At 61.7% G+C, this 20,492-nt stretch carries 19 protein-coding genes and 2 tRNA genes; 19 read left to right on the forward strand and 2 right to left on the reverse strand.

The window, feature by feature from the left end:
- The first annotated feature begins 58 nt into the window (after positions 1-58).
- The 3 genes from DXC99_RS04790 to DXC99_RS04800 all read left to right on the forward strand — a co-directional run bounded on the left by DXC99_RS04790 (position 59) and on the right by DXC99_RS04800 (position 2,561).
- On the forward strand, positions 59-1,363 hold the full coding sequence (locus DXC99_RS04790; protein ID WP_117629415.1) for an MFS transporter: 1,305 nt from the start codon (positions 59-61) through the stop codon (positions 1,361-1,363).
- Between the two features lie 157 nt (positions 1,364-1,520).
- A complete protein-coding gene (locus DXC99_RS04795) occupies positions 1,521-2,099 on the forward strand; it encodes a xanthine phosphoribosyltransferase (RefSeq protein WP_117629416.1) in 579 nt (192 codons plus the stop codon).
- Positions 2,100-2,186: 87 nt separating this feature from the next.
- Positions 2,187-2,561, forward strand: coding sequence for a peptide chain release factor-like protein (locus DXC99_RS04800; RefSeq protein ID WP_369831451.1), 375 nt, complete (start codon positions 2,187-2,189; stop codon positions 2,559-2,561).
- 21 nt (positions 2,562-2,582) lie between these two features.
- On the opposite strand, the gene DXC99_RS04805 is transcribed toward DXC99_RS04800, so the two are convergent.
- Positions 2,583-3,545 carry a diacylglycerol kinase family protein gene (locus DXC99_RS04805; protein ID WP_117629417.1) on the reverse strand — a complete coding sequence of 321 codons (963 nt, stop codon included), beginning with the start codon at positions 3,543-3,545 and terminating at the stop codon, positions 2,583-2,585.
- Between the two features lie 87 nt (positions 3,546-3,632).
- A complete protein-coding gene (locus tag DXC99_RS04810; protein WP_117629418.1) occupies positions 3,633-5,054 on the reverse strand; it encodes a chloride channel protein in 1,422 nt (473 codons plus the stop codon).
- 214 nt (positions 5,055-5,268) lie between these two features.
- Here DXC99_RS04810 and glp point away from each other — a divergent pair, with 214 nt between their 5' ends.
- From glp to DXC99_RS04890, 16 genes are all read left to right on the forward strand, one after another.
- Positions 5,269-6,531, forward strand: coding sequence for a gephyrin-like molybdotransferase Glp (gene glp, locus DXC99_RS04815; protein ID WP_117629419.1), 1,263 nt, complete (start codon positions 5,269-5,271; stop codon positions 6,529-6,531).
- A 10-nt stretch (positions 6,532-6,541) separates the two neighbouring features.
- Entirely contained in the window at positions 6,542-7,021 is a 480-nt protein-coding gene (locus DXC99_RS04820) for a molybdenum cofactor biosynthesis protein B (protein ID WP_117629420.1), read from the forward strand.
- A 205-nt stretch (positions 7,022-7,226) separates the two neighbouring features.
- Entirely contained in the window at positions 7,227-8,099 is an 873-nt protein-coding gene (modA, locus tag DXC99_RS04825) for a molybdate ABC transporter substrate-binding protein (RefSeq protein WP_117629421.1), read from the forward strand.
- A gap of 68 nt (positions 8,100-8,167) precedes the next feature.
- Complete coding sequence (gene modB / locus DXC99_RS04830; RefSeq protein ID WP_233505672.1) at positions 8,168-9,610, forward strand: molybdate ABC transporter permease subunit; 1,443 nt, start codon at positions 8,168-8,170, stop codon at positions 9,608-9,610.
- Between the two features lie 3 nt (positions 9,611-9,613).
- Positions 9,614-10,684 (forward strand): sulfate/molybdate ABC transporter ATP-binding protein, encoded by a 1,071-nt coding sequence (locus DXC99_RS04835; RefSeq protein WP_117629423.1) that lies wholly within the window; start codon positions 9,614-9,616, stop codon positions 10,682-10,684.
- Between the two features lie 429 nt (positions 10,685-11,113).
- Positions 11,114-12,397, forward strand: coding sequence for a double-cubane-cluster-containing anaerobic reductase (locus tag DXC99_RS04840; RefSeq protein WP_117629424.1), 1,284 nt, complete (start codon positions 11,114-11,116; stop codon positions 12,395-12,397).
- Positions 12,398-12,552: 155 nt separating this feature from the next.
- A complete protein-coding gene (locus DXC99_RS04845) occupies positions 12,553-13,716 on the forward strand; it encodes a double-cubane-cluster-containing anaerobic reductase (RefSeq protein WP_117629425.1) in 1,164 nt (387 codons plus the stop codon).
- Between the two features lie 154 nt (positions 13,717-13,870).
- Positions 13,871-14,635: an acyl-CoA dehydratase activase gene (locus DXC99_RS04850; RefSeq protein ID WP_117629426.1), complete on the forward strand. Its 765-nt coding sequence runs from the start codon at positions 13,871-13,873 to the stop codon at positions 14,633-14,635.
- A gap of 70 nt (positions 14,636-14,705) precedes the next feature.
- Positions 14,706-15,755, forward strand: coding sequence for a selenide, water dikinase SelD (gene selD / locus DXC99_RS04855; protein ID WP_117629427.1), 1,050 nt, complete (start codon positions 14,706-14,708; stop codon positions 15,753-15,755).
- 59 nt (positions 15,756-15,814) lie between these two features.
- Positions 15,815-16,441 carry a sulfurtransferase-like selenium metabolism protein YedF gene (gene yedF, locus DXC99_RS04860; protein WP_117629428.1) on the forward strand — a complete coding sequence of 209 codons (627 nt, stop codon included), beginning with the start codon at positions 15,815-15,817 and terminating at the stop codon, positions 16,439-16,441.
- A gap of 18 nt (positions 16,442-16,459) precedes the next feature.
- A complete protein-coding gene (locus DXC99_RS04865) occupies positions 16,460-16,711 on the forward strand; it encodes a DUF3343 domain-containing protein (protein WP_117629429.1) in 252 nt (83 codons plus the stop codon).
- On the forward strand, positions 16,708-17,847 hold the full coding sequence (locus tag DXC99_RS04870) for an aminotransferase class V-fold PLP-dependent enzyme (protein ID WP_117629430.1): 1,140 nt from the start codon (positions 16,708-16,710) through the stop codon (positions 17,845-17,847). Before DXC99_RS04865 ends, DXC99_RS04870 begins: the two co-directional genes overlap by 4 nt.
- Before the next feature lie 66 nt (positions 17,848-17,913).
- A complete protein-coding gene (gene brnQ / locus DXC99_RS04875) occupies positions 17,914-19,272 on the forward strand; it encodes a branched-chain amino acid transport system II carrier protein (protein ID WP_117629431.1) in 1,359 nt (452 codons plus the stop codon).
- A gap of 91 nt (positions 19,273-19,363) precedes the next feature.
- Positions 19,364-19,440: transfer RNA gene (locus DXC99_RS04880), tRNA-Pro, on the forward strand.
- 6 nt (positions 19,441-19,446) lie between these two features.
- A tRNA-Gly gene (locus tag DXC99_RS04885) sits at positions 19,447-19,520 on the forward strand.
- A gap of 116 nt (positions 19,521-19,636) precedes the next feature.
- Positions 19,637-20,473, forward strand: a complete 837-nt coding sequence (locus tag DXC99_RS04890) for a formate/nitrite transporter family protein (protein WP_117629432.1) — start codon at positions 19,637-19,639, stop codon at positions 20,471-20,473.
- Positions 20,474-20,492 lie beyond the last annotated feature (19 nt).

A 20,492-nucleotide genomic window follows, 5' to 3' on the forward strand; every position in this document is an offset into this window, starting at 1 on the left:
GGCTGTTTGCAGGCGATTGGGGCCCCGTTTTTGTGTTGCGTCACTCGAAAGGATGGATATGGAGAAAACCGCAGAGCAGCTGCGCCGCGAGCACATTGCCCTAGAGGGCGATACCCATGGCAAGAACAAATGGGCGATTCTGTTTACCGTGCTCATCATGACGTTTATGGCGTGTCTGGATTCGACCGTCGTGACCGTGGCACTGCCCGTGATGCAAAAGGAGCTGGGCGTGGGCCTCGACCGCATCCAGCTGGTGAGCTCGGTGTATCTGCTTGCGACATGCGTGGCTATGCTGCCGTTTGGCCGTCTGGGCGACGTGCGCGGCAAGGTGGGCGTATTCCAGCTGGGCGTCATCGTCTTTACGGTCGGCTCGCTGCTGTGCGGCCTTTCGGCCTCGCTCGAAGTTCTTATCCTGGCACGCATCGTTCAGGGCGTCGGTTGCGCGGCGGCCATGGCTAACAACATGGGTATCATCACCGAGTCGTTTCCGGCGCGCGAGCGCGGTCGTGCTATGGGTATCCTCGCGACCTTTGTGGCCCTCGGCATGACGTGCGGCCCCGTGCTGGGCGGCATGCTGGTGGCAAGCTTTCCCTGGGAGAGCATCTTCCTCATCAACCTGCCCATTGGCGTCATCTCGTTTATCGTGGGGCTTTACACACTGCCGCATGTTAAGCCGGAGGCCGGCGAGCGCCCCATGTCGCTGGCGGAGGCCGCGCGTCGCTGCTTTGCGAGTTCGGCTTTTACGATTAACTTGGCATGCATGCTTATCGTGTTCATCGGCATCGGTGCATCTGAGTTTGTGCTGCCGTTCTATTTCCAGGATGCCCATGGCTTTAGCTCCGATATTTCCGGACTGCTCTTTTTGGCGCTGCCGATGGTGAATGCCTTTATCGGCCCGCTTTCGGGTACGGTTTCGGACCGTGTTGGCTGCGAGGGTCCCACGGCGGTCGGCCTGGGTGTGTACGTATGCGGTCTCTTTGCGGTAAGCACGCTCAACGAGCATTCCTCCATCCCTGTGATCGTGTGCTGTGTCGCGTTTATGTCGTGCGGCACGTCGATTTTCCAGAGCCCCAACAACTCGCTGTACATGGGCTCGGCTCCGCGCGAGGCACTTGGCCTTGCAGGTAGCTTGGGCAGCTTGGCGCGCTATGCGGGCATGGCGCTGGGTATTACGGCAGGTTCGCATATCCTTTATGGGCAGATGAGCGTGGCGATGGGCGAGGCCGTGACCAGTTTTGTTGCAGGCCGTCCGGATGTGTTCCTATTCGGCTTTCGCTCGGTGTTCTACGTGCTTATGGCTGTGGCCGCTGTGGGCTTTGCGCTTGCCATGGTGCGTTTGGTGAAGATGCGCGCCCGCCATTAGCGTGTTGGGAGGCTGTCTGCCACGATTCGCGCCGTCCCAAAAAGACTGGTTTGTGGTGCGATGCGGCTTGTGGGGCGGGCGGGGGTCGGTCCGTGGTAGACTATCGAACAACGTTTATTAATCGCGCGGTATCGTTGCCGCGAGAAGGGGTTGCGCCATGCAGGAGCTTGAGGATCGTATTCGCCATGACGGCATCGTAAAGGCCGGTAACGTCCTTAAGGTTGATGCCTTCCTCAACCACCAGTGCGACGTTGAGCTGTTCGACCACATGGGCGCCGAGTGGGCCCGTCTGTTCAAGGATGTCGAGATCAACAAGATCCTGACGATCGAGGCTTCTGGCATTGGTATGGCTTGCATCGCGGCTCAGCATTTTGGCGGCGTGCCGGTGGTCTTTGCCAAGAAGGCACAGTCCATCAACCTCGACGGCGAGCAGTACGCCACGACCATCTACTCCTTTACCAAGCAGAAGGAGTACCCGGTCATCGTTGGCAAGCGTTTCCTGTCTGAGGGCGACAAGGTTCTGATCATCGACGACTTCTTGGCCAACGGCTGCGCGCTCGAGGGTCTTATCAAGATCTGCGAGGCTGCGGGTGCCGAGGTGTCCGGTATTGGCATTGCGGTGGAGAAGGGCTTCCAGGGCGGCGGCGATAAGCTCCGCGAGCGCGGCTTTCGCGTCGAGAGCTTGGCCCGTATCGCCGATATGGACTGCGAGACCGGCGAGATCACCTTCGCCTAAGCGCGCAACACAAGCGATTGGTATGCGATGTGACAAAGGGACTGTCCCTTTGTCACATTTTTTGTATGAGGGGAGGTGTTGATATGGATGAGAACAAGATGGGATGGCGCGAGTATGCGCTATGCCGAGATGTCGGCCGAGGAGTTGGCGCGCGATTGCGAGGTGCAGGTGTTTCGCGCGACGGGTCCGGGCGGGCAGGGCGTGAACACGACGGACTCGGCGGTGCGCATGAAGCATATCCCTTCGGGAATTACCGTGACGGCGCGCGAGAGCCGCAGTCAGTTCCAAAACCGTAGTAGCTGCCTGCGTAAGCTGCGCGCTGAGCTTGAGCGTCGCGGGCGTCCACCGCGCCGACGCGTAAAGACCAAGGTGCCTCAGCGCTCGCGCCAGCGGAGGCTCAATGACAAGCACTTCAACGCGATTAAAAAGGCCAACCGTCGCAAGCCGGGGAGCGACGAGTAGCCGATTGTTTCGCTGGTCTTGCTAGCGGGTGGGGTGCCAGACCTGGAGGGCGCCGGCGAGGATGTCGACCTCAATGCGCGAGGCGACAACGGGCTCGCCGTCGGCCTGGATGGGGTAGTCGGGCCCCTCAAAGGTGAGCTCGGCATGGCGGCAGCGGCGCATGCGTACCGGCGGAAGCTTGGTGTGGTGGCCGTCTTTGGCCGAAAGGAACATAGGCAGGGCAACCGCGCGAGGGACGGGGCCACAGGCGTAGCAGACGTCGAGTATGCCATCGCAGGGATCGGCATCGGGGCAGATGCGATAACCCGAGCCATACGTGGGGCCCAGCTGAATCGCCATGATGATCGCCCTCACGCGCTCGGCGGGCGCGCCGTCAAAGCTGACCGTCATGGGGTAGTTGCGATAGCGCAGGCCAAACTGCTCAAGTCCCGAGAGGGTGTAGAGCGGAGCGCCCGTCAGGCCGGTCTTTTTGCGCAACTCGGTGGTGCCCAGGCCGATGGCGGCATCGATGCCGACCGAGAGCGTCTGGTCGTAGTACTCAACCGAAGCCTCGCCGCTTCCGCTTGCGGGGTTCCATGAGCGAATGCGCCCGATATCCTGGTGCTGCAGCTCGCAGGTGAGCAGCGCGCCAAAATCCTTACCGGAGAAATCGTCGATTCCGAGCGTCTGGGCAAAATCGTTGCCGGAGCCCACGGGCAGGACGGCAAGGGCGGGGCGGGCGTCCTCCTTTTGCGTCATAAGCCCGTTGACGACCTCGTGAATCACGCCGTCGCCGCCAAGGGCGATAACGGTGCGGTATCCCTGAGCCTGTGCGGCAAGCTCCTTGGCGTGCCCCATGCACTCGGTCAGCACTAGGTCAAACTGGGACGGGCGCGCCGTCATGTCCAAAAAGCGTTGCAGGCGCTCGGCAACCTCGCGCGCGGCGCCCGACTGGGCGACAGGATTGGCGATGATGATCGTGCGACCAAAGTCAGTTGCGTGCATGGGGCGACTCCCGGCGTGTGGCATGACGGTGCGGTCGCGCTCGGGTCGAATTGCCCCCGATTGTGGCTGCACGGCGATTACTTACGTCTACTCTATCAGGTCGTTGTGGCGCTCGATAGCCTCTGCCACCGTTCCGCCCTCGTCCACGATAAGCGAGCGGCGCTTGGGCGACACGATGCGCTGCGCGGGGTACACGCCACGGTGGCCGCCGACGAGATAGCTAATAAACGAGACGATGACAAAGAAGCCCGCGGCTGTTCCATGGAACAAGTCGATAGCCATCATGCAGGTGGTGATGGGCACGTTGAGGCCGGCACAGAAGACGCCGAGCATGCCGAGGGCCGCCATAAAGCTCGGATCGAGTCCAGCGAGGCAGCCAATCCATCCGCCGAGCGCCGCACCGATGCCAAACAGGGGCGTGACCTCGCCGCCTTGGAAGCCCACGCCCAGGGTAAGCGCCGTGACGACCAACTTGATGGCTGCGTCCGCCAGGGTGGTGTTGCCTGCAAATCCGGCGCCGGAAAGCCACGTGGAAAGGCCGTCGTAGTCCCAGGCGTCAAGGAGGGCATAGGCGGCCAAAACCACGAGTGCGCCTATGAGTGCGCGGACGAGGTAATTGGCGATAAAGCGACCGTACAAGCTTTTGACGGTTCGAACCGACCAGGCAAAGAGGCGTGCCGTCAGGCCGAAGATAATGGCGCTGATAACAACGATGACAACCGTCCGTGGTGTCATGTTGGGAACGCTGGCGATGACATTCGCCTCGTACTCGGTTCCCAAGGCAAGCGACGTAAAGTAGCCGGTAAACGAGGCGACGAGGCAGTAGAGGCCCGCGGTGTAGTCGATTTTGCCGATAAAGCACATCTCCATACCAAAGAAAGCCCCGGCGAGAGGTGATCCGAACACGGCGCCAAAGGCAGACGAGATACCGGCGAGCATGAGGTCGTGGTGGTCGTGCTTTTTGAGATGGGCAAGGCTCGAGACATTGCTGGCGATGGTACCGCCGATCTGCACCGCGGCGCCCTCGCGGCCAGCCGAGCCGCCCGTCAGATGCGTGAGCGTGGAGCACACAAACGTGAGGATGGCCATGCGCGCATGGATGAGTCGTGTGCCCAGGGCAGAGTCGATGACCAAATTGTTGCCGCGTTTGGCGGCGAGACCGTGGTTCTTGTAGACCCACGCGGTGGCCACGCCCACGACGGGGAGCAGGGCGTAGATCCACGCATGGCTCTCGCGATAATCGGTCGCAATATCCAGTGAGGCCAAAAACGCCCAAGCGGCAACGCCCATGGCGAGCGAAACGACAACGACGAGCGCGAGCAGCTTGGCGCTCGCGAGCATGTTGTGGGCATTGCGGCGCGTGTCGGCGGCCAAGAGCTGTTCGGAGCGGGTGAGCTGGTTGCGACCGCTGATGATCAAGTCGGCCGGAGAGAAGGACCTGCCGTCTGTGTCCTGACGGGTGTCATCAGACGGGTCGAGTGTATTTTCACGTTTATCGATAAAAGCCATAACGTCCTCTTTTTTGTTGCGATGCATGCATTATAAGACGGCACCCCGTGCCTTAAGGCAATTGACAGGTTTCGGTTCTGTTACGAAAGGCGCATGGCCGACAGGTGTATTTGCCGTTGCGGGCCATGTCTTGAGCGGGCACCGGGGGATTATACTGAACCAAACATAAAGAATCGGCGCCACTGTTGCGCGCCGTGGCATGTAAGAGGTGTATATGGCTAAGACGCTCATCCCGCTGGAGGACGCGCAGGCAATCGTCCTTTCGCAGGTGCGCAGGACCGAGCTCGTCGAGATCCCGGTTTGGCAGGCGGCCGGTCTTCCCCTGGCTGAGGATGCCACGGCCGATATCGATATCTCGCCGTTTGCCAACAGCGCCATGGATGGATATGCCGTGCGTGCCGACGACCTCGCCAAAGCGTCCTCCGATACGCCCGTGACGCTTTCCGTCGTGGGGCACGAGGCGGCGGGCCATGTGTTTGAGGGCGCGATTGGCGCGGGCGAGACCGTCCGTATTATGACGGGTGCACCGGTGCCCGAAGGTGCGGATGCCGTTGTGAAATACGAGGTCGTCGAGGTGCTCGACGGCGACGGCAACGAGGGCTCACACGTGAGCTTCTCGGCACCGGCTAAGGTGGGGGAGAACGTTCGAGCTGCAGGCGAGGAGGCCCATGCCGGCGATGTTGTGATGCACGCTGGCGAGGTTGTGGCCCCGGCCGGCGCCGGTTTGCTGGCGAGCGCCGGTTACGCGAACGTTAGAGTGCACGCCGCCCCGCGTGTGGGCGTTATCTCGCTGGGCACGGAGCTGGTCGCGCCCGGCCAACTGCCGGCGCGTGGGCAGATTCGCGATTCCAATTCCTCGGCGTTAATGGCCGAGGCACTCGATGCTGGGGCCGACCCGGTGTTCTACGGCATTGCGCCCGACGACGAGCGGGCGATTGCCGAGCTGGTGCACCGCGCCGCGCAAGAGTGCGATTTTGTCATTACGAGCGGTGGCGCCTCGGCTGGCGACTACGACTACGTGACGGCGCTGGTTCGGCGCGAGGGTGAGGTGCTGTTCGATCGCATTTCGTTGCGTCCCGGCAAGGCCATTACGTTTGGCCTGCTCGGCGGCAAGCCCTATCTGGGGCTTTCGGGCAACCCCGCGGCGGCCTATGTGGGCTTTGAGATGCTCGCCCGCCCGGCGATTCGCAAGATGCGCGGCTTTGCCGAGGGTGCGCGTCCCGTGCAGCAGGCGGTTCTTATCCACGGCGTGAAGAAGCGACAGGACCGACGCTTCTATGATCGCGCCACGGTTGCGCGCGATGCGCAGACGGGTGAGCTTACGGTCACCGAGGCGCACAGCCAGAACTCGGCGCTGCTCGGAACCATGCAGCGTGCGAACTGCCTGTTGCGCATCAACGAGGGTCCGTGCGATCTTGAGCCGGGCGACGTCGTGGATGTCGTCCGAGTCGATCTGCCCGAGGGCACCGTGCTGTAGGAGGAATGCTATGGAGCTGAAGATATCGATCGTGATGTGCTCGGATACGCGCGATCTTGCCCAGGACGAGGCTGGAGCCGCACTCGAGGAACTTATCGAGGCGCAGGGCTGGACGGTCGCCTCGCATGTGGTCGTGCGCGACGACGTCAGCGAGATCGGTGATGCCATTGTGGAAGCCGCCGATGAGTGCCACGCCAATGTCGTGCTCACCTGCGGCGGCACGGGGCTTTCGATGCGCGATGTGACGCCCGAGGCGACGCGTGCCGTCTGCGAGCGCGATGTGCCGGGTATTGCAGAGGCAATCCGTGCGTACTCCATGACCAAGACGCGCCGCGCCATGCTCTCGCGCGCCGTGTGCATGCAGCGTGGGTATACGCTTGTCATCAACTTTCCGGGATCCACGAAAGCGGCCCGCGAAAGCTGGGAGGCCGTGAGCGATCAGCTGGAGCATGCGGCCCAAATGACGGCGGGCGGCGGGCATGCCAAATAAGCGCACTACCTGCGGCGGAGTAACCCTACGGGCTGCTCCGCCTTTTTTATGCAGCGACGGTGCGGGCCGTCTCGCGGTTATTGGTAAAAGAAAATTATCGGGCGAGAGCTATTCATCATAAACACTATTCGCGTGAAAGTATAATCTAGTAACAGAACAAAGCTCGCGGCGGGGCGCCCGGGTGTAGTCTTCGAAAGGGTTGAACATGTTCGATATGGTTTCTCGCCGCGGATTCGTCTCGCTTTCTGCTGTCGCCGCTGCCGGTCTTGGGCTTGCCGGCTGCTCCGGCAACAAGGAGCCTGAGTCGACCGGTTCCGATGCCGGCTCCGCCAAGATTTCGTCCAAGAAAGCTGTCGAGCTGCAGGTATTTGCCGCCAACTCGCTCGAGAAAGCTCTGCCCGAGGTTCAGAAGCTCTACACCGATCAGACCGGTACCACCTTTGCCGACACGCAGTTTAAGGCCTCCGGCGACCTCGTCGAGCAGATGCGTGCCGGCGCCACGGCCGACGTGCTCATCACTGCTTCCAAGGGCACCATGGATGACGCTGAGACCGCTGAGCTCGTCGACGCCGACACGCGTGAGGACATGTTCGTCAACGACCTCGTGATTATTCGTGCCGAGGGCTCCGGCACCAAGGTCGAGGCCATCGCCGACGTCGCGAACCTGGACGGCAAGATCGCCATTGGCGACGCCAAGACCGTCCCCGCCGGCAAGTACGCCAACCAGGCCTTAGCTTCTGTGGGTCTCTACACCGGCACCGAGGGCGACGACGGCGAGTATGCACCCGAGCTTGCCGACAAGGTGGCCCTGGCCGACAAGGTCGGCACCGCTGCGTCTTACGTCTCTACGGGCGACTGCGTGGCCGGTTTTGTCTACAGCTCCGATATCTTCCGCTATGACGGCATCGAGGAGGCCTTCGTGTGCCCCGAGGATTCGCACAAGCCCATCGTGTACCCGGGCGCCGTTGCCGAGAGCTCCGAGCACGCCGACGAGGCCAAGGCGTTTATCGACTTTTGCCTGTCCAACAAGAAGGCTCAGAAGATTTGGGCTAAGTACGGCTTTGAGCTTTCCGAGTAGTGCGGCTTGGCGCGATAATCCCATCGTTTTGTGTTTCACTCCGTCCTTGTATTCGCTTGGAGCTTTTCGTGCTTAAAAGATTCCGCATGCTTGTCGCCTGTGCTTTGACCTTCGCGCTTTGCTGGGTGCCGGGATTTGCGTTTGCTGGGGACGCTGAGGACGGGGCCCAGGTTGCTGCGACCGCTCATGGGCTTCCCTATGGAATCGAGGGTTTTGAGCGGTTGGCCAAGGGGACCGCTCGTGCCATGGAGGGCCAGCCAGAGGGCTACCGGTTTCCCGTTGACGAGGACGTGGACCTTGTAGTGGCGCCTGCTGCCGATCGCGTTGTGGTGTGGATATCGCCCAAGGCGGTCGAGAAGTACGGATTGGATCCGCAGGATAACGAGTGCGTATTGGGTCTCAAGGCCCTCGTCTGTGAGCTCGACAGCGCAAACTGCATGGGAGGTGCGCGGCTGGGGGACGTGGATCTTCCTTGGTATGTCACGGCGGAAACAACGTTTAATGCCGGCGGGTATACCTATGGCTTTGATGTGCGTGGTGCGGATGGGGACCGCTATGTGGTGATTGCATCGGCCTCGGGTGATGCCAAGGGCGGCGCGCGTTGGCTTGATAGCGCTCAAATGGTAGAGGCATCGTCTGTCGTGTTGCGGGATGAGCAAGGGCCGTTGACCTCTCTGGCTTCCTTTTTGGGCGACATCGACTATCGCCCGTTTTGGGTGTCCATTAAAACGAGCGGCCTTGCCCTGCTGATCTCCTTTGCGCTGGGCTTGTTTGCCGCGTGGAAGACTATGGGTACCTCGAGTCGCATCAAGGGCCTGCTCGATTCGGTCTTTACGATTCCTATGGTGCTGCCGCCCACGGTCTGCGGCTTTCTGCTCCTCATGCTGTTTGGCCGCTCGACCGGGGTGGGCCAGTGGCTCATCGCACACGGCATCTCGATCGTCTTTACCTGGCCCGCGGCGGTCATTTCGGCCGTCGTTGTGTCGTTTCCGCTGGTCTACCGCACGGCGCTCGGAGCCTTTGAGAGCCTTGACACGCAGATGCTCGATGCCGCGCGAACCCTGGGATGGTCCGAGCGTCGCATCTTTACCAAGCTTATGATGCCGCTTGGCTGGCCCTCGATTGCCGCCGGCGCGGTGCTTGCCTTTGCCCGCGCGATGGGCGAGTTTGGCTGCACCCTGTTCTTTGCAGGCAACTATGCCGGCATTACGCAGACCATTCCCATTGCGATTTACTTTGAGTGGATGGGCGGCAACACGTCGGTGGCCCTCTTTTGGGTCGTGGTCGTAATTGCGTTCAGCTTCCTGGTCATTCTGTTCATCAACATGTATACGGCGCATTCGCAAAAGTATCGCGAGCGTGGTCTCTCCCGTGCAGAGCGCAAGCAGGCCAAAGATCTCGCCGGACAGGGCGATTCGCTCGACCCGGTCGGCGGCGATGCGCTGCGTATCGATCGCGAGGCGTTGGCCGAGCTTATGCGCGATGACACGGTCGCAAAGGGAGGTCGATAAGCCATGTCGCTCGTTTTGGATATTAAGAAACGTTATTCCGGGTTTGTGCTCGACATGCAGCTTGAGGCCGGCGAGGAGCGCGTGGCGCTGCTGGGCGCCTCGGGTTGCGGCAAGAGCTGCACGCTGCGCTGCATTGCCGGTGTGGAGACGCCCGACGAGGGCAAGATCGTCGTCAACGGCGTGACCTTTTTTGACTCGGCCGCGGGCATTAACCTGTCGCCCCAGGAGCGAAAATGCGCCCTACTGTTCCAAAACTATCAGCTGTTTCCCAACATGACGGTGGCCGATAACGTGTGCGCCGGCGTAAAGGATGCGGGCGACGCTGCGGCGCGCAAGCAACTTGCCGAGCGCTACCTGAGTATCTTTGGACTGGCCGACTTTGCCGACCGCTATCCCGCGCGCCTCTCGGGTGGCCAGCAGCAGCGTGTGGCGCTTGCCCGCATGGTGGCGGCGCATCCCGGCATCTTTATGTTCGACGAGCCCATGAGCGCACTCGATTCCTATCTTAAGAGCGCCCTCGAACAGAACATGCTCGACCTGTTCGATGTATGCAACCGCACCGTGCTCTACGTGAGCCACGACATCGACGAAGCGTGCCGCCTGTGCGAGCGTATCTGCGTGATGCATGACGGGCATGTTGAGGAGATCGGCTCCGTCGAGGACGTGGTCCGCCGTCCGCAGACGCTGGCGGCGCTGCGCCTGACGGGCTGCAAGAACACAAGCCGGGCGCGCAAGATCGGCGACGAAGAAGTTGAGGCCCTCGACTGGGGCATGACCTTTAACGTGGGTCGCGAGGTTCCCGATAATGTGGCGTACCTGGGCATTCGCGCAAGCTACTTCCATGTTGACAATCGCGCGGAGCGGGGTCGCAACAGCTATGATTTGCACGTGGCCCGAGTGAGCGATTCACGCTTTGAGCGCCTGGTGCTGTTGGACGTGCCGCGTGCTGATGCGCCCACGCGTCTGCAGTGGAAGGTCAACAAAGTGAACGTAGCTGCCGACGGGCTGCCGCAGGCCGACGAGACCCTGCGCATGCACTTCGATGCGAGTAAGATCCACTTGGTTTGTCGATAGCGCCGGGTAATGCCGTCGGGGATATAAGCCTCGGCGGCTTTGTCTTGCCGTTCGCCGAATGAAGGATGACAAACTCTTATCAATCAAGATAATTATTTATTAAACGACGGCACACGAGGCTGTCGTACGAATGTCAACGGTGTTCGCATGGTCGATGACCGTTGATATAGTTGACCTTATCTTGTAAAGGAGGGTGCGCACATGCCGCAGACGACATACATTCGCCGCGTTGCCGCGCGTGCCCTGTATATGGCTCGGAGCCGCATATGAGCAGGTATGTTCACGGCTCCGGGAGAGACGACGCACAACTAAATAACCGTCCGCAAGGCAGGTTCCCTAAAATTCCGGGTTTAAGCACGGCCGGGCAATCGCCGTCCGTCGTGCATCGATACCGCCGTTATCCGTTTTTGGTTCGAGAGGGGAACCGTCATGGCTGAAGAATTCGATTTCCATCCGATGTGGGAGAGCCTCGGCATGAATCTTGCCGACCACGACATGCTGCTGGGCGCCGTGGGCCAGATGTACGGGGACATGTTCCTGTCGCAGAACAACCGCCCCAAGTCCACGTCCTACCTGGATTTTGTCGCCACCAACATCCACAGCGGCCGCATTAAGGAGATGCTCGACAAGAAGGAAGCCGGCGAGGCCACCAAGATCGTGGGCTCGTTCTGCGTGTACGTGCCCGAGGAGATCGTGCTTGCCTGTGACGGCATTCCCGTTGGTCTGTGCTCGGGTGCCGATTGGGCAACGGACAAGGTCGAGGAGCACTTGCCGCGCAACACTTGTCCGCTTATCAAGAGCTTTGCCGGCTTTAAGCTGGGTGAGGTCTGCCCCTACATTGAGTCGAGTGACTTGGTGGTAGGCGAGAACACCTGCGATGGCAAGAAGAAGGCCTACGAGTTCTTTGCAACGCAAAAGAACATGTACGTCATGGATATTCCCAACGTGCACGACGAGTCGACGCTCGTGACCTGGAAGGCCGAGGTCAAGAAACTCGCCGCCAAGATCGAGGAAGAGTGCGGCGTCACGATCACGCCTGAGCGTCTGAAGGCCGCCATCCACGCCGTCAATGAGAAGCGACGTGCCCTGCAGCGCCTTGCTGCCACGCGCGCTGCCGACCCTGCACCTATTAGCGGTCTCGACAGCCTACTGACCGTTCAGGCCGCCTTTATGGACGACACGCCGCGTCTGACCGGAGCCATCAACGATATGGCGGCTGAGTGCGAGCAGCGTGTCGAGGCTGGCGAGGGCGTGGCGCCCAAGGGGACCAAGCGCATCCTGTACACCGGCACGCCCATGGCCGTACCCAACTGGAATCTGTTCAACCTCATCGAGAAGGCCGGCGGCGTCGTGGTGGGCGAGGAGTCCTGCACGGGTTCGCGCTATTACAAGGACTTGGTCGATGAGTCCGGTGAGACGGTTGACGAGATGCTCGATGCTATCGCCGAGCGCTACTTTAAGATCAACTGTGCCGTCTTTACGCCCAACGACCAGCGTATGAAGGACATTGTCCAGATGGCCAAGGACCTGCACGCCGACGGCATCGTCGACGTGGCCCTGCAGTTCTGCACACTCTACGAGATGGAGTCGTTTGCCGTGGAGAAGGCCGCCGAGGAGGCCGGCATTCCGTTTATGCACATCACGACCGACTACGCCGGCGAGGACGCAGGCCAACTGCAAACCAGGATCGAGGCTCTCTTGGAAACCATTTAGGACTATCCGTCCTGGTGGCTTCCCCAGGCACCCGATCTTGCCGTTCAAACCGTTGATTGCGTACCAGAAGTACGCGGCGCTCTTCTTTCACGGCAACCTCGGGCACCTGGGAAAGCCGTTTCCTTGGTTGGTTAAAAGGTTTGTTAAGGAGTTATATGTCGGAAAAAACTGAGCAGCCGTTGCCGCGCACGTTTGAGGAGTTCAACGAGCAGCGCAAGGCCGCGTTTATTCGCGTCAAGGATTACAAGCAGGCCGGTAATCGCCTGATCGGGTATCTGTGCAGCTATACGCCGCTCGAGATTATCGATGCCGCGGGGGCTGCGAGCGTGGCGCTGTGCGGCACGTCCGACGAGGTGATTCCCGAGGCCGAGAAGGTGCTGCCGGCAAACCTCTGCCCGCTCATCAAGTCGACCTACGGCTTTGCCTACTCGCAAAAGTGCCCGTTTACGTACTTCAGCGACATGATTATCGGTGAGACCACCTGCGACGGCAAGAAGAAGATGTACGAGCTGCTGGGGGAGCTCAAGCGTACGTACATTCTGCACCTGCCGCAGGGTCGCGATCGTGCCTATGAGCGTGAGGGCTGGTACGAGGAGTGCCGCCTGCTCAAGGAGGAGCTCGAGGGTTTCTACGGCATCACGATCACCGACGACGACCTGCGCGCCGCCGTGCGTCGTCGCAACCGCCTGCGTGCCGCCCAGCTCGAGATGTTTGCGCTCCAGGCCAACCAGCCGGCGGCCATGAGCGGCGTCGACCTGATGAGCACCATGTTCGCCGGTACGTTCAGCTTTGATATCGAGGCCTATACGGACCAGCTCGAGCAAAAGGTTGCCAAGCTGCGCGAGGCCTACGAGGCTGGAGAGCGCCCGGTCGCGGCAGATGCTAAGCGCATCCTGATTACCGGCTGCCCCGTGGGCGGCGTGATCAACAAGATCGGTCGCACCATCGAGTCTAATGGCGGCGCGGTCGTGTGCATGGACGATTGCTCGGGCGAGCGCACGGCGGCCATGATGATCGACCCGGACGCGCCCGATATCCTGCGCGCTATCGCCGACCGCTACCTGGACATTAACTGCTCGGTCATGACACCCAACGACGGCCGCATGGAGAACACGCTGGCCATGTGCGAGAAGTACCACGTCGATGGCGTGGTGGAGAGCGTGCTGCAGGCGTGCCATACCTTTAACGTGGAGAGCGCACGCATGCAGGAGGCCGTCGAGGGTGCGGGCATTCCGTACATGAAGATTGAGACCGATTACAGCAACGGCGACATGGGCCAGATTGAGACCCGCATCGCTGCCTTCATCGAGACCCTCTAGCTTCCTCAGGCACCGGATCTTGCCCCTCAAACCGTCGCTTGCGTACCAAAGTACGCTGCGCTCCTCTTTCGGGGCAACCTCCGGCACCTGAGAAACCTAGAGCTAAGGCGCCTGAATGCGCCGCTGTCTTTGATGTTTGGATTAGGAGAGAGCCATGATAGGGATCGGGATCGATATCGGGTCTACGGCGGCTAAGGCTGCTGTGGTCGATGGCGCGGGTTCGGTGACGTGGACGTGCGTGCAGCCAACCGGGTTCTCCTCGGTCGATGCGGCCGAGCGTCTGCGCGGTGAGCTCGCCGCAGCCGGCTATGACGTGGCGGGCGACGATGCTCGCGTGGTCGCGACTGGCTACGGCCGTGTCGCCGTGCCCTATGCGCATAAGGTCGTGACCGAGATTACCTGCCACGGTACCGGTGCCGTGCACCTGTTTGGCGATCACGGCACGGTGATTGACGTGGGCGGCCAGGACACCAAGGTCATTCAGCTTAAAAGTGGCCGCGTGGCCAAGTTTGCCATGAACGACAAGTGCGCCGCCGGCACGGGGCGCTTTTTGGAGATCATGGCCGACCGCCTAGGCATTTCCCAGCAGCAGATGGCAGACCTCGCCCGCACCGGCGAGCCTACCAAGATCAGCAGCATGTGCACGGTGTTTGCCGAAAGCGAGGTTATCAGCCTGATCGGTCGCGGTGAGCCGCGCGAGAACATTGCGCGTGGCGTGATCGATAGCGTGGTCTCGCGCGTGGCGACCATGGCCGGGCAGGCCGCGGGCGCCCCGTACTACCTGACCGGTGGCCTGTGCGAGAACGCCTTCGTGGTGGAGCGGTTGGGCGAGCTGCTGGGGTCGCCGGTGACCACCTCGCCCCAGGCTCGCTTTGCCGGTGCCATCGGCGCGGCGATTCGCGCACAGGCGCTCGATTAATGCATCGGCCGTGGGCCTGCATTCATGCGTATACTGGGAGGAAATGATTGACCGATGAGAGGAGGTATCGATGGCTGACGATCAGATTAAGCTCACGTCTATGACTGCCGCGAGCGGTTGAGCCGCTAAGTTGGCTCCTGGAGCCCTCGCCCAGGTCCTGGGCGACTTACCCAATGTGCATAACGACAACCTGCTCGTGGGGTTCGATACCTCCGACGATGCTAGTGTTTTTCGTGTTGGCGAAAACCTGGGCCTCGTGCAGTCCGTCGACTTCTTCCCGCCGATGGTCGACGACCCGTTCCTGTTTGGTCAGATCGCGGCGGCCAACTCGCTGTCGGACATTTATGCCATGGGTGGACGACCGAGCCATGCCATGAACCTGCTGTGCATTCCCAGTTGCCTGGGCGTCGAGGTCGCAGGTGAGATTCTGGCGGGTGGCGCCGATAAGTGCGTCGAGGCGGGTTGCTCCATCGCGGGCGGCCATACCATCAACGACGACGAGCCCAAGTACGGCCTGTCCGTGAGCGGCTTTGTCTCGCTCGACCGCATGCTCGCCAACAGCGGCGCGCGCGCTGGCGATGTCCTGCTGCTGACCAAGGCGATCGGCTCTGGCATCATCACCACGGCCATTAAGGGCGAGCTCATCGAGCAGGACGAGGCCGCAGCCATGTTCGACTCGATGCGCACCCTCAACGAGGCCCCGATTCGTCTGGCCGAGGGCCTCGAGCTTCACGGCTGCACCGATGTCACGGGCTTTGGCCTGATCGGGCACGCGTGCGAGATAGCCGAGGGCTCAGGTGTGCAGATTGAGCTTGTGTCGGGGGCGGTGCCGCTCTTTGACCAGGTGCTCAATATGGCGCGTCTGGGCATTATCCCTGCCGGCGCCTACCGCAACCAGGATTTCTTTGGCCCGCGCGTGGCGGCCGACGATGACCTGGAGCCGGGAATGCTGGATGCGCTGTACGATCCGCAGACCTCGGGCGGCCTGCTCATCGCAGCGCCTGCTGCCGATGTGGATGAGCTCGCCCGCCGCCTGCATGCCGAAGGTCGCGTTGCCGCCACAATCGGCCGCGTGTGCGAGGCGGTGCCGGGTGGTCCTGCCGTTCACGTTGTGCATTAAGGAAAACCGTTTATGCGACCGTCTACTGTTCTGGGCGGTCCCTTTTGAAAGGATTTGCTATGTCTACCAAAATTGAAGTCAATGCCATGGGCGATGCCTGCCCGCTGCCCGTCGTCAAGACGCTCAAAGCTCTGAAGCAGCTTGATGGCGAGGGTGCTGTGGTGACCTCGGTCGACAACGAGACGGCCGTCAAGAACATCTCCAAGATGGCACAGGAAAAGGGCTGCACGGCCTCGGTCGAGAAGGTCGCCGATGCCGAGTGGCACGTGATCGTGGCGACCGCCGGCGCCGTTGCCGTGGCCGATCCTGAGCAGGACGGCGCCGCTTTCTGCGACGCCAGCGCCGGCAAGGGCAAGCTGGTCGTGGCCGTCTACACCGATTGCATGGGTCGCGGCGACGATGAGCTGGGCCACAAGCTCATGAAGGCCTTTATCTTTGCCGTGACGCAGCAGGAGGAGCTGCCCGCCACGATGCTCTTCTACAACGGCGGCGCCAAACTCACCGTCGAGGGGTCGCCGGTGCTTGACGACCTCAAGGGCCTGGCCGAGCAGGGTGTCGAGATCCTTACCTGCGGCACCTGCCTCGACCACTTTGGCATTAAGGACCAGCTTGCCGTGGGCGATGTCACGAACATGTACGTGATCGTCGAAAAGATGGAGCAGGCCGGCCGCGTCGTGCGTCCGTAGCGCCTGGGTGGGATTGCCATGAGAGAAAAGCGCCCGGCGCTTGTCATCACGTTTCCCACCACGGCGGCCGCCATGGGCTGCGAGTCTCTGTGCCGTGAGCGTGGCCTTCCCGGGCGAACGATTCCCGTACCCGGAGAGGTTGCTGCCGGCTGCGGCCTGGCATGGAAAGCCCTGCCTGAAAATGAACCACTGCTGCGAAGCGAGCTTGCCGCGGCGGACGTTCCCACCGAGGGCTTTACTGTGATCGATATGTGGGAGGTCGTGCGATGATCTACCTGGATAACGCGGCGACGACCATGCACAAACCTCAGGCGGTCATCGATGCCGTGGTGCAGGCGATGTGCTCGCTCGGCAATGCTGGGCGAGGCGCCACGTCGGGTGCGCTCGACGCGGCGCGCACCATCCACAGCTGCCGCACCAAGCTTGCGCGCTTGCTGGGCTGCCCGCGGGTGGACCATATTTGTTTTACGCCCAACTCCACGGCGGCGCTCAACACCGCCATCAACGGCGTGGTGCGCCCCGGCGATCGTGTGGTCACGACGGTGCTCGAACACAACTCCGTGCTGCGTCCGCTCAACCGCCTGGCGGCAGAGCAGGGCGTGACTGTTGAGCATGCGGGCTGCGACGCGAACGGCGTGCTCGACTACGACGAGCTCGAGCAGCTGGTCACGCCGGGCACGCGTGCCGTGGTGGTGACACACGCCTCCAATGTGACCGGCAACGCGGTCGACATTGCACGCGTGGCTGCCATGGCCCATGCGGCCGGCGCGCTTGTGATCGTCGATGCCTCGCAGTCTGCCGGCACGGCGCATATCGATATGCAGGTCATGGGGCTCGACGTGGTGTGCTTTACCGGCCACAAGGGGCTCATGGGCCCGCAGGGGACCGGTGGCCTAGCCGTGGCGGAAGGCATTGACGTGGCTCCTTGGGCCATGGGTGGCACGGGCGTGCGCAGCTTCGATGCGCTGCAGCCGCAAGAGTGGCCCACGCGTCTTGAGGCGGGCACGCTCAACGGTCACGGTATCGCCGGCCTTTCCGCCGGCCTCGACGTTATCGAGGCCCAGGGCGGGGTAGAGGCGATTGCGGCACGCGAACGTGCGCTTGCCGAGCGCTTCCTCGTCGGCGTTCGCGACATTCCCGGCATTGCGCTCTACGGTGCGTTTGACCAGCCCGTGCGCTCGGCGATCGTTTCGCTTAACGTGGGCGATATCGATTCGGCCGAGGTCTCGGACGCGCTCATGCAAGGGTGGGGGATTGCGACGCGCCCCGGCGCCCACTGCGCTCCGCTCATGCACCGCGCACTGGGGACCGAGCGCCAGGGTGTCGTTCGCTTCTCGTTTGGGTATTTCAACACGGACGAGGAAGTCGACACCGCGATTGACGCTCTGCACGATTTAGCCTGCTAAAGCGTATATACTTGCGGGACGGGTCTTTTGCCCGTCCCGTTTTGTTTCGACCCGAAAGGTGGTCCTATGGCATCATCCGCCCCGCGCGGTCTGCGCTCCGACCATGTCCTCACCGTCGGCATCGCCCTGTTCTCGATGCTCTTTGGCGCCGGCAACCTCATTATTCCGCCGCTGCTGGCGCTGCAGGCGGGCTCTGCCACGCCGCTCGCCATGCTCGGCTTTCTGATTGCCGCCATCGGCCTTCCCGTCATGGGCTTTATTGCCGTGGCACTTGCCGGAACGGCGCGCGAGCTTGCCGGTCGTGTGCACCCCAAGTTTGGCGAGTTTTTTGTCGCGGCGGTGTATCTGGCTATCGGTCCGTGTCTGGCCATTCCGCGCACGAGCTCCACGGCCTTCGAGATGCTGGTGCCGCTGCTGCCCGAGGGTGTCTCGCTCGGCACGGCCCGCCTGGTGTTTGCCGTCGCCTTCTTTGCCGTCGCCTTTGTGCTCACGCTGCGCCCGGGTGTCATTACGCGCGTGCTCGGCCGCATTACGGGCCCCGCGCTCATCGCCCTTATCGTATTGGTCGTGGGCGCTGCCGTGGTCTCGCCGCTGGGTTCCGCTGCCGCGCCGCAGGCTCCTTACGATGCCGGTGCCGCCGTGCAGGGCTTTTTGACCGGCTATCAGACCATGGACCTGCTCGCGTCGCTCGCCTTTGGCATCATCATCGCCGAGACCATCCACGAGCTGGGCGTTACCGACGACAAGCGCGTGGCCTTCGAGATTTCGCGCTCCGGCGTGATCGCTGGTGTGCTCATGGCCATCATCTACTGCGGTCTGGCGCTTGCCGGCACGCAGCTGAGCACCGTGATGCCCGATGCCACCAACGGAGCCGCCATCCTCGCCCGCTCGGCCTCCATGCACTTTGGCCTTGCCGGCACGGTCGTGGTCTTTGCGATCTTCTTCCTCGCCTGCATGAACGTATGCATCGGCCTCATCAGCTGCTGCTCGCGTTACTTCTGCGAGACGTATGTGGTCGAAGGGGGAGCAGAGGCTTCCGAGGAGGCCATGCGCCGTCCCTTTGCGATACTCGCCTTTGTGTTCGCGGCGTTTTCGTGCGTGCTCTCAAACGTGGGCCTCGACGTGATCCTCATGTTCTCGGTGCCCATGCTCAACGCCCTGTACCCTGTTGCAATTGTTCTGGTGCTTATGGGCCTAGTGCACGGTTTTTGCGACGCGCATCCGCAGGTGTGGGTCTGGGTCGGCGGCGTTGTCGCGGTGCAGAGCGTGATCACCTCGATCCGCGACGCGTTCTTTGCAGGCGTGTGGCTGCCGTTCGATGCGCTGCCGCTGGCCGACATTGGAGCCGCATGGGCGCCGGTTGCCGTGGTGGCGTTTGTGATTGGCCTGCTCCACAGCCGGTTTGTCGCACATTCGAGGAGCTAGGGTATCGTCGCTTGCACAGGCGGGGAGTCTCCCCTATAATTTCCTTCGCTTTGGGACACGCAAGGTTTAGACCTTAGCTGCTCAACACCTTCGGGACGTGGCGCAGTTTGGTAGCGCGCCTGCTTTGGGAGCAGGATGTCGCAGGTTCAAATCCTGTCGTCCCGACCATATCTTGCGGGCGTAGTTCAATGGTAGAACCCCAGCCTTCCAAGCTGATGACGCGGGTTCGATTCCCGTCGCCCGCTCCAAGTAATTTGCAGGTCAGAGGTACGTTTACTTCTGACCTGTTTTGTTTTGACCGTCCGACGCGGGGCCTTTGCATTGGCAATGCTCGTCCCTGCTGATTAGGAAAGAAGTGACTGACATGGCAGATTTCAAGGCAGAATATCCCACCCCCGATTGCCTGGCGCCCGCCGCGATCGAGGCCAAGACTGAGGCCGCCGGCGTTACCAAGGCTAACCTGCCGGTCTCGAAGGCCTTTTTGCTCGCTATGTTCGCCGGTGCGTTCATCGCCTTTGGCGGCCTGTTCTTCACGGTCTTTCTGAGCGATGCGTCCCTTGGCTGGGGCGCTCAGCGCTTTGTAGGTGGCCTTGCTTTTTGCCTGGGGCTGGTGCTCGTGCTTATTTGCGGCGCGGAGCTGTTTACCGGCAACTCGCTTATGGTCTGCGCGCTTAAGAGCAACAAGATCACGCTCGTCCAGATGCTCAAGGCTTGGGCTATTGTGTGGATCGGCAATTTTGCCGGCGCCCTGTTCGTTGTCTTTTTGATTTACATGGCAGCTATTTACAAGCTCAACGGCGAGGCCGTCGCCAACGCCATGGTGAGCGTCGCCGCCGGTAAGGTTACGATCGACGCCGTTACCATCTTCTTCCGCGGCATTCTGTGCAACATCTTTGTCTGCCTGGCCGTATGGATCGGCACTGCCGGCAAGACCGTGGTCGATAAGGTCGTGGGCATTTTGCTGCCCATTGCCGCCTTTGTGGCCTGCGGTTTTGAGCACTGCGTTGCCAACATGTACTTTTTGCCCATGGGTATTTTGATGCACTCCTGCGGCTATGGAGCCGATGTCGCTGGCGCCGATGCCCTCAACGCTGCCGGGTTGGCGCTCAACCTTACGGTCGCCACGCTGGGCAATATCGTGGGTGGCGCCCTGATCGTGGCGCTGGGCTACTGGTTTATCTACGCCAATAAGGAGGCCTAAAGCCACCAAGCCATAACCG

This window comes from Collinsella sp. TF10-11AT, assembly GCF_003437565.1.
Classification (GTDB): domain Bacteria; phylum Actinomycetota; class Coriobacteriia; order Coriobacteriales; family Coriobacteriaceae; genus Collinsella.